The 16,383-nt window shown below is 36.7% G+C and carries 14 protein-coding genes; 5 read left to right on the top strand and 9 right to left on the bottom strand.

The window, feature by feature from the left end; genetic code table 11:
* The first annotated feature begins 7 nt into the window (after positions 1 to 7).
* Positions 8 to 202 carry a fructosamine kinase family protein gene (locus tag D8M06_RS20245; protein WP_277749463.1) on the top strand — a complete coding sequence of 65 codons (195 nt, stop codon included), beginning with the start codon at positions 8 to 10 and terminating at the stop codon, positions 200 to 202.
* A gap of 352 nt (positions 203 to 554) precedes the next feature.
* Positions 555 to 1,175, top strand: a complete 621-nt coding sequence (locus D8M06_RS01960; protein WP_121202673.1) for a CAP domain-containing protein — start codon at positions 555 to 557, stop codon at positions 1,173 to 1,175.
* 80 nt (positions 1,176 to 1,255) lie between these two features.
* Here D8M06_RS01960 and D8M06_RS19940 read toward each other — a convergent pair whose 3' ends face one another.
* Positions 1,256 to 1,408, bottom strand: coding sequence for a hypothetical protein (locus tag D8M06_RS19940; RefSeq protein ID WP_170150254.1), 153 nt, complete (start codon positions 1,406 to 1,408; stop codon positions 1,256 to 1,258).
* Positions 1,409 to 1,696: 288 nt separating this feature from the next.
* On the opposite strand from D8M06_RS19940, the gene D8M06_RS01965 reads away from it, so the two are divergent.
* On the top strand, positions 1,697 to 2,458 hold the full coding sequence (locus tag D8M06_RS01965) for an SDR family oxidoreductase (protein WP_121202674.1): 762 nt from the start codon (positions 1,697 to 1,699) through the stop codon (positions 2,456 to 2,458).
* Between the two features lie 386 nt (positions 2,459 to 2,844).
* Here D8M06_RS01965 and hmpA read toward each other — a convergent pair whose 3' ends face one another.
* The 3 genes from hmpA to D8M06_RS01980 all read right to left on the bottom strand — a co-directional run bounded on the left by hmpA (position 2,845) and on the right by D8M06_RS01980 (position 7,107).
* On the bottom strand, positions 2,845 to 4,071 hold the full coding sequence (gene hmpA, locus D8M06_RS01970) for an NO-inducible flavohemoprotein (RefSeq protein WP_121202675.1): 1,227 nt from the start codon (positions 4,069 to 4,071) through the stop codon (positions 2,845 to 2,847).
* Positions 4,072 to 4,179: 108 nt separating this feature from the next.
* Complete coding sequence (locus D8M06_RS01975) at positions 4,180 to 5,295, bottom strand: glycosyltransferase family 4 protein (protein ID WP_121202676.1); 1,116 nt, start codon at positions 5,293 to 5,295, stop codon at positions 4,180 to 4,182.
* Positions 5,296 to 5,580: 285 nt separating this feature from the next.
* Complete coding sequence (locus D8M06_RS01980) at positions 5,581 to 7,107, bottom strand: FAD-dependent oxidoreductase (RefSeq protein ID WP_121202677.1); 1,527 nt, start codon at positions 7,105 to 7,107, stop codon at positions 5,581 to 5,583.
* 499 nt (positions 7,108 to 7,606) lie between these two features.
* On the opposite strand from D8M06_RS01980, the gene D8M06_RS01985 reads away from it, so the two are divergent.
* Positions 7,607 to 8,047, top strand: coding sequence for a cell wall hydrolase (locus tag D8M06_RS01985; RefSeq protein WP_121202678.1), 441 nt, complete (start codon positions 7,607 to 7,609; stop codon positions 8,045 to 8,047).
* Between the two features lie 244 nt (positions 8,048 to 8,291).
* Here D8M06_RS01985 and D8M06_RS01990 read toward each other — a convergent pair whose 3' ends face one another.
* From D8M06_RS01990 to D8M06_RS02000, 3 genes are all read right to left on the bottom strand, one after another.
* The gene (locus D8M06_RS01990; protein ID WP_121202679.1) at positions 8,292 to 10,208 is read right to left on the bottom strand and encodes a serine hydrolase domain-containing protein; all 1,917 of its coding nucleotides are present in this window, start codon (positions 10,206 to 10,208) and stop codon (positions 8,292 to 8,294) included.
* A 123-nt stretch (positions 10,209 to 10,331) separates the two neighbouring features.
* Positions 10,332 to 10,907 carry a TetR/AcrR family transcriptional regulator gene (locus D8M06_RS01995; protein ID WP_121202680.1) on the bottom strand — a complete coding sequence of 192 codons (576 nt, stop codon included), beginning with the start codon at positions 10,905 to 10,907 and terminating at the stop codon, positions 10,332 to 10,334.
* Between the two features lie 347 nt (positions 10,908 to 11,254).
* Positions 11,255 to 11,509 (bottom strand): hypothetical protein, encoded by a 255-nt coding sequence (locus D8M06_RS02000; RefSeq protein ID WP_121202681.1) that lies wholly within the window; start codon positions 11,507 to 11,509, stop codon positions 11,255 to 11,257.
* Between the two features lie 257 nt (positions 11,510 to 11,766).
* Between D8M06_RS02000 and D8M06_RS02005 the strand changes: the two genes are divergently transcribed.
* The gene (locus D8M06_RS02005; protein ID WP_121203076.1) at positions 11,767 to 12,834 is read left to right on the top strand and encodes an NADH:flavin oxidoreductase; all 1,068 of its coding nucleotides are present in this window, start codon (positions 11,767 to 11,769) and stop codon (positions 12,832 to 12,834) included.
* Positions 12,835 to 13,251: 417 nt separating this feature from the next.
* Here D8M06_RS02005 and D8M06_RS02010 read toward each other — a convergent pair whose 3' ends face one another.
* Positions 13,252 to 13,794: a LysM peptidoglycan-binding domain-containing protein gene (locus D8M06_RS02010; RefSeq protein WP_158591720.1), complete on the bottom strand. Its 543-nt coding sequence runs from the start codon at positions 13,792 to 13,794 to the stop codon at positions 13,252 to 13,254.
* A 234-nt stretch (positions 13,795 to 14,028) separates the two neighbouring features.
* Positions 14,029 to 16,317 carry an ATP-dependent DNA helicase gene (locus tag D8M06_RS02015; RefSeq protein WP_121202683.1) on the bottom strand — a complete coding sequence of 763 codons (2,289 nt, stop codon included), beginning with the start codon at positions 16,315 to 16,317 and terminating at the stop codon, positions 14,029 to 14,031.
* Positions 16,318 to 16,383 lie beyond the last annotated feature (66 nt).

Below are 16,383 nucleotides of genomic sequence, written 5' to 3' on the forward strand. Positions count from 1 at the left end.
ATTTGAAATTGCTTTTACAGAATTATTTGGTGGTTTCTCCAGACAGTTCTATGAAGCATATCAATCAACATTCCCGTTAACGACCGATTATGAAGATAGAAAAGAATTATACCAACTCTATTATTTACTAGTCCATCTTAACCTATTCGGTGAAATATATGGTAGTTCCGTTGATCAGATATTAAAGAAATTCTCCATTTAAACTAGATTTAAAATTATGCATTTTCATTCAATCATTGAATATAAATATGTATTAACCATGTCCAAACGCCTATGGACGTCAACTATACTGACGGTCATAGGCGTTCTATGTAACAAAAGGATGCACCAAAACTTTAAAAGCTTTTACTCATGCATCTGCCCCTAAACTCCACTCATAAAATTCCTCTTTTTCAACTCATTTATTTCTTCCAAATAGGAAAGATAAGCATTTTCAATTTACCTTGTATAACCGACAACCAAGTGATTTCCAGTTATTCCATTATTCTCCGTACATCCTTACAGGTTTTAAGAAGAAAATAAACGTGATTAATTAATTACCTGGAGGAGTTAAAATGCGTAAAAAGCTTCTAATATTGCTGTTTGCAGTGACCCTTGCTTTTCCAGTAAGTGCACAAGCAGAAATAAAAATGTTTAATGAACCACCATTTGATTATTATAAGGTGTCTAAAGGAGATTCCTTTTGGTTTATCGCGAAACGTTATGGATTAGATTACCGAGAGCTAATGCGCTTGAATCCTAACGTGCAGCCGACAAATATGCAGATTGGATCAACCATACGTCTAAGAGGGAATGCGCAAAGCCCAGCATCCTTTGAACAGCAGGTAGCAGATTTGGTAAATGAAGAAAGGGCAAAGCATGGCTTATCCCCATTAATGCATCGAGCTGATATTAAGAATGTAGCAGAGAAAAAGGCAATGGATTTAATCAATTCCAATTACTTCTCCCATAATAGCCCAAATTATGGTTCACCTTTTAATATGTTAAAGACATTTGGAATCAGTTATCGAACAGCAGGAGAGAACATTGCAAAAGGACAAAAATCACCGCAAGAAGTAATGAATGCCTGGATGAATTCATCCGGACACCGGGCAAATATTTTAAAGCCTGAATTTGATTCAATTGGTGTCGGTTACTATCAAGGTGCCTGGGTACAAATGTTCACCGGTTCTTAACAGCATTAACAGAGAAAAGTCCAAGTTGGAAACGTACCATCCTGGACTTTTCTATGATGAATAATTAAAAAACAAATAGTTTAAGCAGCAGGAGTAGTTTCATCATCATCCTTGTTATAAATGAGTTGATTCGTGTTCCAATAATATAGTTTTGGCAATCCCCAATAAATCCACGCCTCTTGTAGTAAAGATCCTCCAGTAAAAAGTAATAGTTGCCAATCTAAATGTCTCATCTCAAACCTCCTTAATATAAATTATCCAAGTCATACTTGTCTTAGAACAAGGTATTAGAAACTCAAATAGTTACATTAAAAGGTTAGAAGTATCTAACATAGCTTTATCGGAATGATAAGTTAGAATCTCGGTTAAATGTTCAGCCATATAGTTCGGTATATGTTTTTAGAATACTGCTTCTAGTTTTGTAGGTTGATTTTATTACTTCAGAGTATTACACTTAAATTATACTATGATAACGCTTTCTTTAATGTTAAAAAAAAATAGATATAAAAGGGGAATATACAATGAAACTAGAAGGAAAAGTAGCGGTAGTTACAGGAGCAGCATCCGGTATGGGTAAAGCAATTGTAGAATTGTATGCAAAAGAAGGGGCAAAAGTTCTCTTGGCTGATATTAATATAGAAGGTGCAGAAGCGGTTACAAAAGATATTATCAGTCATGGTGGTAAAGCTAAAGCTCTTAAAGTAAATCTAGCAGAATTATCGGATATAGAAAATATGATTGATACAGCAGTTAGTGAATATGGAACACTAGACATCCTTGTAAATAACGCTGGAATTATGGACAACATGGAACCGGCTGGTGACATTGTTGATGAAAAATGGGATTTGATTTTTGATATAAACACAAAAGCTGTCATGCGCGGCATTCGCAAGGCATTGCCAATATTCTTGGAAAAAGAAAAAGGAGTAATTATTAATACTGCTTCAACAGGTGGGCTTAATGGTGCTCATGCGGGGGCAACATATGCAGCATCAAAACATGCTGTTGTTGGTTTGACGAAAAATACTGGCTTTATGTACGCGAACAAAGGAATCCGCTGTAACGCAATTGCTCCAGGCGGTGTAAAAACAAACATTGGTTCGACAATGCTAAATATTAATGAATTTGGAGCAAGTCGCACCAAATTGGCTCAAGATGTTATGCCACGAATGGGTGAACCTGAAGAAATTGCAAAAGTTGCTTTATTCTTAGCTACTGAAGAAGCTAGTTTTGTGAACGGTACGGTGGTCACAGTAGATGGTGGCTGGACAGCAGCATTTTAAATACTAAATTCAATCGGGTTACTCCGTTATCAGAAAAGGTAGCGGAGCTTTTTTACTTCTGGAATGTGATTTAACCCTTAGTTGAAAGGAGATAGGGATAAATAGATGGTTTAATAATCCACTGTTATTTATTATGAATTTCCTAGTTTACATAATCTTTATTATAAGAAGTTGTAGCAATAACAATTAAAAATATCTCATAATTAAAGTATACTTGTGATAGTGAGACAAAATTAAAATTTTAACTGATATATTTAGTTGAATGGAATTTTTAACTTATCGATACGATTCTTTATATTTGGTAGTTTTACAATTTCAGCGCTAAATTAAATCGATTAGAAAAATACAGCAAAATCAAATTGACTTTGCTGCTTATGTATGTCGTTCTATTCCGTTCCAAGTATTGCTATCGGATTAAAGACTTCAAAATGAATATGTTCTTCATTAACATCCCATTGTTGTAACGCGCCGTTAATAGCTTTCATAAATGGTATTGGCCCGCAAAAATAAAACATCGCATCTTTATTAGGAACAAATGTTCTTATTAGATCTAAATCAATAAAACCTTCTTTGTCAAAATTGCCATTGTTTCGATCAACATCTGTTGGTGCATCGTAACAAACGATAGATTTTAATGTAGAATGACTTTCAGCTAATTGCTTTACATGATCCTTAAACGCGTGTGTTTGACTGTTTGTGGTTGCATGGATGAATATGACTTCACGCTCAGGTTGTTCCACTGTAACTGTATTTAACATGCTTATTAACGGTGTAATTCCAATTCCTCCACTGATAAGAACCAAGGGAAAATCCTGTTCCTGATTATCTTGCACAAAGTCTCCAGCTGGTGCAGAAATATCAATGGAATCACCTTCATTTATTTGTTCATGCAAGAAATTGGATACTATGCCTTCCGGTGCATTATTACTTGCATCCTCTCTTTTTACACTTATTCGATAATAATTCTTTCCAGGTGCGTCAGATATGCTGTAGTGTCTAATATGGGTATACTCTTCTCCTGGTATACGCGCCTTTACTGTAATATATTGCCCAGGTTGATAAGTAGCAATCTTCTTCCCATCTGCAGGCACTAGATAAAAAGAGGTTACTTCTTTACTTTCTGGTTCCTTTTTCTGTACGGTGAATGCTCGAAAACCATCCCAACCACCAGGTTGTTCGCGTGCTTCTTCATATAATTTGTTCTCAATCTCAATAAAAGCATCAGCAATATAATTGTATGCTTTGCCCCATGCATCCATAGTTTCATCTGTCGCTGTTTCTCCTAGAACATCTTTTACTGCTTCCAGTAGCGTTTCTCCAACTAAAGGATATTGATCGGCACGAACACCGATGGCTCGATGTTTTTCGGTAACTCTCGTTATTACAGGCATGATTGCGTCGAGATTGGTAATATGTTCCCCGGCTGCATACACCGAATATGCTAATGCTTCTTGCTGAATGCCGAGCTTTTGGTTAGTTTGATTAAACAAATTATATAGTTCAGGAGCTTTAGAAAAAAGCAGTTCATAAAATTTTAATCCGATCTCTTTGCTATGCTCTTTTAATACAGGGGCGGTTGATTGAACAATTTCTACTGTCTTGTCATCAAGCATCGACGTATCACTCCTTCTATTACTTTACAGACTTATTCTTCCCCCCTAAAACTAGATTATGAAACAAAAACACAGCCTTACTAAGTTCTTAGCAAGACTGTGTTTAGTTTAATGGGCGTCGATTGTCGCTTCGTAAAACTCTAGAAGTTGTTGTGACGCATTATCCCAAGCGTATTTCTCAGCTTCTTCCCTCGCATGTTTCTTCATTTGTTGTAACGTTTCATCATCTTCTATGACACTGACCGCTTTCATCAAACTTTCTATGTTTTCATTTTCAAAAAGCACGCCGGTTTCACCATCTCTGATTTGTTCCATGGTAGGACCGCTTTTAGCTGCAATGACTGGTAATCCAGAAGCCATCGCCTCAAGAATAACCAAACCTAACGTCTCTGTGACAGACGGAAAAACGAAAGCATCCGCTGAAGCAAAGGCTTGGGATAATTCCTTCCCATGTAAAAATCCTGTAAAAATGGTATTCGTTCCCTTGAATTGTTGCATTAAAGAATTGCGTGCGGGGCCATCTCCGATAATAGCTAAGGCTATATCATCTCTTTCTTCTAACAAGGGTTTTATTTTATGTATTTCTTTTTCAATAGCTAGTCTACCTACGAATAATAATAATTTCTTTGATTGATCTCCTCGTGTTAAACGATTTCGCATTTTTTTACTGTAAAACTCTGGATGATGATTCACAGTATCTACTCCACGCTGGAGAACATGGAGTTTTTGAATCCCTTGCTCTACTAACTCTTTTTCGATTGTTTCGGATGTACACAGGTTTAAATCCGCAGCATTATGAAGCTTTCGTATATATTTCCATAAGATTGGTTTCCCAGGTTTATAAATCTTATAATAGTCCAAATATTTGGGTATATGAGTATGGTATGAAGCAAGTAATGGGACGTTTAGTTTTCTTGCGTAATTAACAGCAGATGCTGCAATTAATACAGGGTTTGCTGCATGAATAATATTCGGTTGGAACTCTTCTAACAATGTTTTTACCTTTTTAGATGGCAAAGCAAATTTTTTATATTGATAAAATGGTAATGTAATCGGTTTAATCCCTTCCACGCGCGCTCCCTCGTATTCAGTAACACCTAAATCTGGAGCAATGACTAATACTTCGTGACCGATTGTTCGAAAATATTTAATTGCTTGGGTAAGTCTAGTAACTACCCCATCTGTGGAAGGTAAAAAAGTTTCTGTAACGATTGCTATTCTCAAAACGATTTTGACACCTTCTTATTTCTAGAATCTATTTTTACCTTGAGGTAAATCTCATAACCTCTCAAGAATAAACTGATTCTATTATAGTACATATTTTATTATTACAAAATTAAAAGGTGATTTTTAACCTAAACTTTACATGAAGCATCCCCTACTCCATAGCAACAATCTTTGTGAAAAGATGTATCCCAATATACGAGAGTTCAATGTAGTAGATGAGCCTACTACCTCATACTGCATTTTGTAGACTCATCTATGCTCACTACTTAAGTCACTCAGCCTTTAATTTATTTCTCGTTTAGGTAATGGCTTTTTTGCAGGTCCTTCAATAACATCTCCAGTATAAGAGAATCTAGATCCATGACATGGACAATCCCATGTTCTGTCTCCTGAGTTCCATTTGACTTCACATCCCAAATGGGTGCAGGTTGTATCTACCATATGGAGCTTTTCTTCGCTATCTTTGTATACACCTGTTCTTTTTCCTTTAACGCGGATTACCGTAGCATCATCTGCCTTCAGATTATCTATATTGCTACCCGTATATTCCAACTTACCTTTAATTAAATGTTTGGCTACATCGGCATTTATTTCCATGAATTTCTTCACAGCAGGATCTGCCTGGAATCTAGAAGGGCTATATAATTCCTGGTATTTATTCTCTTCATTTAAGATTCTATCGGTTAAAACCTTTGCAGCAATCGTTCCATTGGTCATCCCCCATTTTCTGAAACCTGTTGCAACCAATACAGCCTCTTCGTTTTCTGTAATTGGCCCGATATATGGCATTTTATCTAATGTTGTTAGATCTTGGGCTGACCACCTATACTCCATCTGTTGAACATGGAAGTGATCCTCTGCGAATTTCTGAAGTGCCTCATAATGATCCATGGTAGATTTTCCTTGACCAGTTTTATGATTTTCCCCACCAATTAACCAAAGTTCCTTTCCATCATCCTTGGTTGATCGAATAGACCTCGTTGGGGACTCGGCGTTAATATACATTCCTCCGGGATATTTTTCATCACTAGTTACCGCTACCACATAAGAACGTTCAGGGTACATTCGGGAAAAATAGAAGCTCTGTTTGTCATAAAATGGAAAATGTGATGCAACAATAATGTGATTGCAAGTAATCCGCTTCCCTTCTCTTGTTAAGATAGCTGGCTCTTTATTATATTCGATATCAACCGCTGTCGTATTTTCAAAAAATTGTACCCCATTTTTCACACACGCTTCTACAAGTGCCTTTAGGAACTTTAATGGATGAAATTGTGCTTGGTTCTTCATAATTAATGCTGACTTTACAGGAATATTCAGTGGGATTTCATCAACTAATTCACTCTTAATGCCTATTTCATCATAGGCCTTTTTCTCCTTTTGCAGCTGAAGGATATAGGAGTCAGAATTCGTATATATGTAGGCATCTTCTTGATTAAAATCACATTCAATTCCCAATTCGCTAACAGTCTCTTCGATGAATTTTTTAGCTTCTGTTGCAGCTTCATAATATAAGGAAGCTTTTTCAATGCCAAAATGGGAAATAAACTCATCATAAATTAATCCATGTTGAGCTGTGATCTTTGCAGTAGTATGGCCAGTAGTTCCATTTAAAAGCTCTCCTGCATCTAATAAAACTACTTTTTTATTTTGTTTGGAAAGTAAATAGGCTGCTGTTATTCCTGTAATCCCTCCACCGACAATACCAACATCCGCTTCTACATTTTCCTTGATAGATGGAAAAGATGGTAATTTGACAGTATCACGCCAGGAAGGTTCTGGGAATTTCGGTAGTTGAAAATCGGTCACGACAGTATCATCCCTTCTTCAATTGTTAATTTTATTGTTTCCATAAGAAGGAAAATTTATAATCGAAGTACCTTACAGTAGCCACCGGTAGTTTATGACAAAATAAAAATGGCCTATCAATTTTCTTTGATTGATAGGCCATATCTTTACTGTAATATGCTACTATTAGTTTCGTGTATTTCGAGCACTGGATTTACCTTTTGCTCTTCTCTGTTCATCTGGGCGTTTGGCTTTGTTATTCTTTTCTTTTGGGGCATAAGAATCTTTAACCATTTGATTCCCTCCGTCTCACTAGGTTGAATTAGATATTGTTGTTTCACTTAAATGATAACAACAATAGGCAATATTAGATTAACCGTAATAAGCCCTTTTATGTATTTACAAAGACGAATATATCATAAAATAACTGCAAGTCCCTTTAAAAATCATCTTAAGTAATTTAAGATAATCTACATCTTTATTGTATTTTCTCATACAATTCTTGTAGAGGTGATGAAAAGTGGCGAGAGTCAAATATACAGACAGTGACGTTGCTTTAATGGCAAGGATGATGAGAGCAGAAGCAGAAGGTGAAGGACAACAAGGGATGCTCATGGTAGGTAATGTTATCGTTAATCGTTTAAAAGCAGATTGTTTGGATTTTCAAGACTTAAAGACCGTATCGGATGTCATCTATCAAGTGCAAGGTGGAAACTACTCCTTTGAAGCGGTACAAAAGGGAAACGTTTTTTATAACAGAGCAAGAACGGCAGAAAAAAGATTGGCCAAACAAACATTAGACTATTGGCGAGAACATCCATCCAAATATTCACTTTGGTACTTTAATCCCTATGCCCCTTGTCCACCTACATGGTACGATCAACCATTTGCAGGCCAATATAAGGAACATTGCTATTATGAACCACAAGCGAACACATGTGAGGGTGCTTATAGGTGGTAAAAATTTACAAATTAAATCGTTTGCTTCTTTTCAACTCCACATAGCCTTATAGCAAAATTTTTATGAAGGTATCCACTATTTATATCTTCAAAATAATCTTCCATCCTATAAAAAATTGAAGCGTTTCTTTTATTATTTACGCGTGATTAAGAAATCAACTCATAAAGCACAGCATGTATATATATGCTGTGCTTATTGGATTGACTTACGAATCATTTTACATATCGATAATCCTATCCCTATGCTAATACAAATTCCAATACCAAAAAATCCAAATCAAATACAAGTTGAGAATACTTAATAAAGAATAGTAAAGACGACCAAAAATACTCCAATATCTTCTTCGCCAAAGACTAATGGTTAAGATGAGCATAGTAATTCCTAGGATAGTTAAAAGATAAGGAATACTATCTAAAATGGGCATCCATACAGGTGTAATACCTAGTGCTTCTTTGGGTAGTTGATAAATTGGATCTACTTCTCCAGATATTGCAACCCCTACTACTAACAATAAAAGTAGGAGCCCAGTTGCAATGGCCAATCCCTTCCCTAAAATGGTTCGTTTACATGGAGATGTTTTTCTTCTGATTAATGCTTTGATTCCCCAAGATACGATACTTCCCAAAAAAAATAGAATAACCAGGATTAGAGATGAAAACGTAAAGCCACTTGAAGCATACCAGGGTGCTTTTGAATATGTCATTGGGCCATCGGTTGTTATCATCGTATTCCCATGGGAATCTGTTTGAAAGACAATCATATTAAATTCACCATAAGCATCCATTGGTGGTTCTTGTCTTGTGTTTTGATAAATTCCTGGTTCAATTTCAACAAATTGATTGTTTACGCCATTCTGAGTTACTAATAAATAACCATCCTTATCTAGTTGAACCTGAATAGTTCCCATAATGAGGCTGGTAATCCTATCAGCATTGGTAATGCTTTTACGATTTTGATGATATTCACCAACATATTGTGCTGTATTCTCCCCATTTGTAGAAGGGATGCTTACGTTTTTCTCGATAGGGAAATAATGATCCATAAAAGCCTGGAAAAGCTCTGTATGAGTGAGATAGTTATGACCGCTATAGGAGATAAATAGACCGATATTCTCTTGAGGTAATAAATAAAGTCCGGTATCAAACAATGCCGTACTTCCAGCATGATGAAGAATTCTTTTTCCATTCACTGTCTTTTCCATAAACCCTAATGCCACCCCATCTAAAAGCGTATGATGGGTAAATTGTTGTTGAAACATTTGTTGAACGGTATCTTTTTCTAGAATCTTTTCTCCATGTAAACTTCCACCTTCAAGATAAACTTGCATAAACGTAGCCATATCAGTAGCCGTGCTGCTCATTCCCCCTGCAGGCGCAGGAACAAACTCAAAATTACCTTCTTTGAATTCCCCATCGATATATCTGTAGGCCTGTGCTAGATTCGTAGAAAAATCTTTTGGTAATGGTTGACGGAAGGTACTGTAGTCCATTTCCAGTGGCTTAAAAATATTCTCCTTCACGTATTCAGCATAGGGCATTCCGGAAACATGTTCTACAATATACCCAGCTAAAGCCGTACCATAATTTGAATAAGCCAGTACTTCACCAGCAGGAAATATACGTTCTGGCCTATATTCACGAACATATTGAGAAAGTGGAGGCATCTCTTCAGCGGAAAGTCTAAAGATAGAACTTGAATAATCCTCAAAACCGGGTGTGTGAGTCATTAAATCCATTAGCGTGATTGGCTTTGGTTTTGTCTGATTAGAGCCCACTGCAAGTTTCTCCGGAATTTCAACGTCTAGATATTGATTAATATCTGTATTCAAACTAAGTTTACCTTGCTCGACAAGCTGCATGATTGCCGTCCAAGTGAAGAGCTTGGATACAGATCCTATTCGAAACATCGTTGTTTCTGGATCTACCTTTACTCCCTCCCTGATATCGGCAAAACCATATCCCTTTTCAAATATGATTTCCCCATTAGAAACAACGGAAACAGCCAAATTTGGAATATGTTCTTCGTCGACTTTATCCCTTAAAAATTCATTCATAAAATGTTCCATATCTGATAAGTTACTAGCTTCAGCTGCAATGGCAGAGCGACTATCAACCATGACAAAAACCAATAAAATAAAAACAACAATGATTGTCTTAAACATTCTCAAAACAGGTGAGTCCCCCCTTTTTTTAGAAGACCACTAAGTGTTGGAAGTGTTCGATTTAGCGTATATAGAAGTATCATAAGTACACAAAAGTGAGCAGCAATTAGTAACCTATTGAAATCATTTCTCCTTCTTTTGTAAATATGCCGATGAAATCACATCTTTAGCCATACTATCTAACAGTTCTACTCCTTTTTCTTCATGAAACGCTTCTGGAAGCATTCCACCAGCAACCATGACAGAAAGACCGGTAGTAAAGATTCGCATTTTCAAGAAAATCGACTGTAACTCTTCCTCAGAAAAGCCTTCCAAATATTTATCCCCTTTCATTTGCTCTAACAACCCCTGCCCCATATCTTGATCATAGTTTTGAGTGAAATTATTTTGCTTCAGGACAAGATCCTGAAAGAGAACGGGATATTCTTTTGCAAAACGGAGGCTAGCTATCCCAATATCATGGAATGGCTGACCTGAGCTCACTTCTTCTAATAATTGATAACTTAATGTAATGATTCTTTCCATAACAGCTTCCGATAATTCTTCAATATTATTAAAATTGACATAGATAGGGGCTATCGAACTTCCTAAATGCTCCGCTACTTTTCTAATCGTAATATTAGACATCCCCTCTTTCTTAGCTATTTTGAATGCAGCTTCTATAATTTGTTCTCTAGAAAATTTCTTCTTTGGAGCCATTTTTACTTCCTTTCTTGATATAAATCATATGATATATATCGTTAATTATACTACAATATTTCGATTAGTAAATATTGATTTCAGAAAATTCTATACTAAAACACCCTTACTACCCATAATTAGATACTGCAATAAGGACCTTTCGTATAAAGTGACATCTTTTTAATAAATTAATCTTTCTTTAAAAGCAAAACAAGACAGGGTTTTATATCCTGTCTTGTTTAAGCGATAAGCAATTATTTTGTTTGTTGGATTAGATTTGATACCGGTGGTCGGGGTCGAACCGGCACTCCAGAAGGAACACGATTTTGAGTCGTGCCTGCCAATTCCGCAAGACTTACACTTGACTATGACCAATTATGAATTTTTTTAATAGGACCCAAAAAAGGTGTCAGTCCAACCACTTTTCTTACATCCCAAATTTCTGTCTTCGATGACCCGGACAACTGCATTAACGGCTTGTTCGGAGCATTAAATCTACTACTTGGTCCAACCTTCATTTTCATCACCTGCAAGCTGTACCATAAGGATACAGCACCGCTTGACATATCGTTTAACATCATCCATTGCCAAAATAAGTTAACTTCTTTTGGCATATTCATTCCCTAGCACTCCCTAATAATTTTCATGATGGAAACATTACTTCTCCATCTTCAGCTGTGTATATTGCGATAATTTCATTAGAAATAACGGAATGTTAATAATTTTATAAATATAAAAGACTTATTTGTTTATCTTTGTATAGTAGAATTGTAGAATAAAGGTTACACAATAAATATATTTATAGAAAGAAGGGTTCGCATTGGATCAAAAATTTGCAGGTCATACCTTAATACACTCTGTACCGTTTGGAAAGGAAATGTTGAAGAGCAGGTTAGTGATGGCTCCTATGACAAGAATGTTTTCACCAGATGGTGTCCCAGGAGAAGATGTTGCTCAGTATTACCGCAATCGTGCAGAAAATGGGATTGGACTCATTATAACGGAAGGGACAGCAATCAACCATCCAGCTGCAGTAGCGAGTGAAAATATTCCTCACTTTTATGGCGAGGACGCCTTAAATGGTTGGGCGAATGTAGTGAAGGAAGTCCATGAAGCAGGTGGAAAAATCATTCCACAATTATGGCATGTAGGTGCCGCACGAAAAGCTGGCAGTGTACCAAATATTGACGCTCCTCCTGTGAGTCCGTCCGGTTTTACTTTAAGAGGCAAAAGAAATGAAAAAATACATGCATTGACGGAAAATGAAGTAACGGAAATGATTGATACATACGCCGAAGCTGCAGCAAATGCAAAGGGCATCGGTTTCGATGGAATTGAATTACATGGAGCACATGGCTACTTAATAGATCAATTTTTATGGGAGTTAACAAACAAGCGTAAGGATGTGTATGGCGGAGATATAGGAGAGCGAGCAAAATTTGCGGCAGAAATTGTACGTGCATGTCGGAAACAAGTCGGACCAGAATTTCCAATTGTCTTTCGCTACTCACAATGGAAAGGAACCGATTACAAGGCGAAACTAGCTCAGAATTCGAATGAGCTTGAACAATTGCTCACCCCCTTGGTTGAGGCTGGAGTAGATATTTTCCATTGCTCCACTAGACGAATATGGGAGCCTGAATTTATAGATGAAGATAAATCACTAAACTTAGCTGGCTGGACGAAACGAATTACGAATAAGCCAGTGATTTCGGTAGGTTCCGTTGGGATTAACCGCGCATACTTGAGTAATCAGGATAATCATCATGTATCCATTGAAGAGAATCTACAAATTGTGGATGAAAAAATCAAGGCTGGTGAGTTTGATTATGTAGCAGTAGGCCGCGCGGTGCTAGCAGATCCAGAATGGGCAGTAAAACTGAGGAACGGTAAACTTAATCAAGTAATTCATTATACGAAGGAATCCGAGAAACATTTGATCTAATGAACATTTTTTGTAATGGGCGGTTGACCATCTCCTTTTAGAAGGGAGGTGGTAAGGATGACGACATTTGAAGCATTAAGCTTATAATAGTACAAACGAGTATTTCCCTACTAACAGGATTAACATTCATTGTAACTATTGTCGTCCTTCTAAATATAAAGAAATAACCGCCCTCCGACCAAGAATGCGGTTACTTCTTCGTAAATATATCCAACAAATGGTCAACCGTACTTTATACGGTCTGTAGTTGCCGGTACTGAGTAGTTCTAGTTCCAACTACTTAGTACCTATTCTTATTATTAATATAATTTTTGTGATTTATAATGTCAAATGTATCTAAGGAACAAATTCAGTGTTCTTTTCAAGAATAGAACTCGGAGGACAGTCCCCTGCTCCCCTCTCTTAAAAGGCCACACTTTACTTCAAACGAATTTCCAATCCAATTTGTAGGTTTAAGGGGTTAATTCCTGGATTAAGATTATATAGATCAAGTAGTGATACATCTGCATGCATCATAGCAATCGAATAGAGCGTGTCTCCTTCCTTAATTGTATAGTACTCGTTACCGAAATCAGCGTATTTGACTCTGACTTTGGATCCTATCTGTAAATCAAATGGATTCACGTTTGGATTCAATACATATAAGTCTCTTAAATCGATATCTTCATAGATACTGGCAATGTTGTAAAATGTATCGCCGGCAGAAACCGTATGATACCAATCACTTCCCGGATCTACAATAATTTCCGCTCCTATTCTAATATTATATGGATTAACCCCTGGATTCCACTCATATAGATCATAGATGGTTATGTTTTTATGAGATGCTGCAATATTCCAAAGTGTATCCCCTTCCTCTACTGTTACTGTAGATACCTCAGCGTGACTTTGACCTACACCTATTCCTAAGAGCATCCCTACAGCTAAAATCGATGTCATAAGGAATTTTAATTTTTTCATCATCATCCTCCTCGGTGTAAACTTCTCTGCATTATCCATTCCTTCTAACTTTGTAAAAGAAATGTATTAATTGTAACAGTTATGTAATATATGTATGTATTCCTTCAAGAGGTGGTGATGAAACATGCTCTTAGGTTCTATATAAACACCATTATTTAACTAATAAAAAAGAATAGGTTTACATGAACCTACTCTCCTTTTAACATGATACATAATATAATGTAGTGTCCCTCACTATTTAAATGGTGGACTGACCCTGAACTCCCCACCCACTCTATAATGTTGCCATTCATACGGTAGGAGTGCCTGATACTTCTTCTGTAAGAACCGATCATCGATTAGGGCGATCACGCCAGTATCAGAATCAGATCGAATAAGTCTTCCACCAGCTTGCAGTACTTTATTCATTCCAGGATATACATAAGCATAATCAAAGCCATTCTTTCCAACCGATTGGAAATAGTCCTTTATAATATTTCTTTCCAAACCAATCTGTGGCATGCCAACCCCGACTACGATAACACCTTGTAATCGGTCCCCTTTTAAATCCACTCCTTCAGAAAAAATTCCTCCGAGTACAGCAAAACCTACTAATCTTTCTGCACGATCAGACGTAAATTCTGCCAGAAAGTCTTCTCTTTCTCCTTCTGCCATTCCCACATCTTGAATAATAGTAGACACACTTGGGTAATTATCGGTAAATTGCTCATACGCATTTCTCATATATTGATAAGACGGGAAGAAGATTAAGAAATTCCCCTCCTTCTTATCTACTACCTCTTTCATAAAATGTACCATAGGTTCCAATGTCTTTTCTCTATCCCGATACCTCGTCGATAACGGCTCAATAATAACCTCTGTGTTTTCTCTCGCAAAAGGAGATGGAATAGAAATAACATAATCAGTGGATTGTCCACCAAGTAAATCTTTATAATAATCTGCAGGTATTAACGTTGCTGAAAAGAACACCCTCGCCTTAAATCCTTTCCCCATTTTATAAATTTGCTCGGATGGGTCTAGACAAAATAATTTCATATTTACTTCACTCTTGTGAGTTTCTACATAAGTTACAAATTGCTCATTGTATAGTTTAGCAATTTTCACGAAAGTTTGAGCGGCAAAATACGTCTCTAGTAACAAATCATGTTCCATCCTTACTAGCTCGATCTCCGCTTCCATGATGAATGTTTCTAGTAATTCTACTAGCTCTACCTCTAAGTCCTTGCGTAAATATTCCTCAGACTTCTTCACTTGTAGTAAATAGTCATTAATAGTTTTAGCCTTTGTAGCAAGGGGGCTATTTTTAAAGTCTCTCTTCAGCTGCAAAAAGTTGGATTTATTAATTGACGCAGAATACATTTCCCTTGCGCGATCAACTAAGTTATGCGCCTCATCTACTAGTATGGCCGTTTTCTTTTTCTGATCTTCCATCAACCGCTTCAACGATACTCTCGGGTCAAAAATATAATTATAATCACAAATGACGGCGTCCACTGCATAAGCTAGTTCAACCTGAAATTCAAAAGGACAAACCCGATGTTTTCTAGCGTAACGTTCAATAATGCCCCGATTTATCAGTTTCTCCTGCTCCAAAATATCAATAACCGCCCCATTGATTCGGTCATAAAAACCATCGGCAAATGGACAATTTTCACTCGTACAAACGGTTTCCTCTTGAAAACAAATTTTATCTTTAGCGGTTATTGTCAGGACGTTCATATCTAGACCGTGATCAATCAAAAGTTGAAATGCTTCTTCTGCAGCTGTTCTTGTGATTGTTTTTGCAGTTAGATAAAACATCTTCTCCAGTTTTCCTTCGCCAATTGCTTTGACAGCAGGAAAAATAGTGGAAATGGTTTTACCTATCCCTGTCGAAGCACTTGCGAATAATGTTTTTTTGTCATCAATCGTTTTATAGACGGCACCTGCAAGTTTACGTTGACCTTCACGATATGTCTCAAACGGAAATTCCAGGCATTTACTTGTCTTATTCCGCTCTTCTTTATGCTTTATTTTCACTTTTAAGAATGTAGCATATTCCTCCATTACTTTATATACGAAGGATTCCATTTCTTCCAATGTCATCACACGACGAAATTTTTTCTGTTCCAGCGTTTTCACTTGAACATACGTAAGTTGAATAGTCACCTCTGATAAATGATGGTCTCCAGCATAAATATAACCATAAAAAATTGCCTGTGCCCAGTGGACTGGATGTGTATTTTCTTCCACATCATCCAATAGATGTGCAGTAGACTTTATTTCATCAATGGTCACAGTCTCCCCATCTTTAAGCAATCCATCACAACGTCCATCTACAAGAACAACGAAATCTTCATAAGGAATTTCCGCTTCTACAAACACTTCTTTTTCATCTTGTTCCTGGTAGCTTTTTTGAATGAACTGATGGATTCTAGTTCCTTCTGTCATGGCCCGTATCCCACGAAATCCAGACTCAATACTGCCGCTACGGTATATATATTCTACTAAATTTCTTACTGATATTTTTACTACGTTAGTCATCCTATCACCTAAACTAATTATCAGCAGGAACAGACATCTAGTCAAATTTAAAAGAATGATATTAAA

Origin of the sequence: Oceanobacillus halophilus, assembly GCF_003628505.1 — a bacterium.
In the GTDB taxonomy this organism is placed as follows: Bacteria; Bacillota; Bacilli; order Bacillales; family Amphibacillaceae; genus Oceanobacillus; species Oceanobacillus halophilus.

What these genes read in the sequence shown, in the direction of transcription:
- D8M06_RS01960 (WP_121202673.1), top strand. Translation starts at nt 555, where the DNA reads ATGCGTAAAAAGCTTCTAATATTGCTGTTTGCAGTGACCCTTGCTTTT.
- D8M06_RS19940 (WP_170150254.1), bottom strand. Translation starts at nt 1,408, where the DNA reads ATGAGACATTTAGATTGGCAACTATTACTTTTTACTGGAGGATCTTTA.
- D8M06_RS01965 (WP_121202674.1), top strand. Translation starts at nt 1,697, where the DNA reads ATGAAACTAGAAGGAAAAGTAGCGGTAGTTACAGGAGCAGCATCCGGT.
- hmpA (WP_121202675.1), bottom strand. Translation starts at nt 4,071, where the DNA reads ATGCTTGATGACAAGACAGTAGAAATTGTTCAATCAACCGCCCCTGTA.
- D8M06_RS01990 (WP_121202679.1), bottom strand. Translation starts at nt 10,208, where the DNA reads ATGTTTAAGACAATCATTGTTGTTTTTATTTTATTGGTTTTTGTCATG.
- D8M06_RS01995 (WP_121202680.1), bottom strand. Translation starts at nt 10,907, where the DNA reads ATGGCTCCAAAGAAGAAATTTTCTAGAGAACAAATTATAGAAGCTGCA.
- D8M06_RS02000 (WP_121202681.1), bottom strand. Translation starts at nt 11,509, where the DNA reads ATGAATATGCCAAAAGAAGTTAACTTATTTTGGCAATGGATGATGTTA.
- D8M06_RS02005 (WP_121203076.1), top strand. Translation starts at nt 11,767, where the DNA reads ATGTTGAAGAGCAGGTTAGTGATGGCTCCTATGACAAGAATGTTTTCA.
- D8M06_RS02010 (WP_158591720.1), bottom strand. Translation starts at nt 13,794, where the DNA reads ATGAAAAAATTAAAATTCCTTATGACATCGATTTTAGCTGTAGGGATG.
- D8M06_RS02015 (WP_121202683.1), bottom strand. Translation starts at nt 16,317, where the DNA reads ATGACTAACGTAGTAAAAATATCAGTAAGAAATTTAGTAGAATATATA.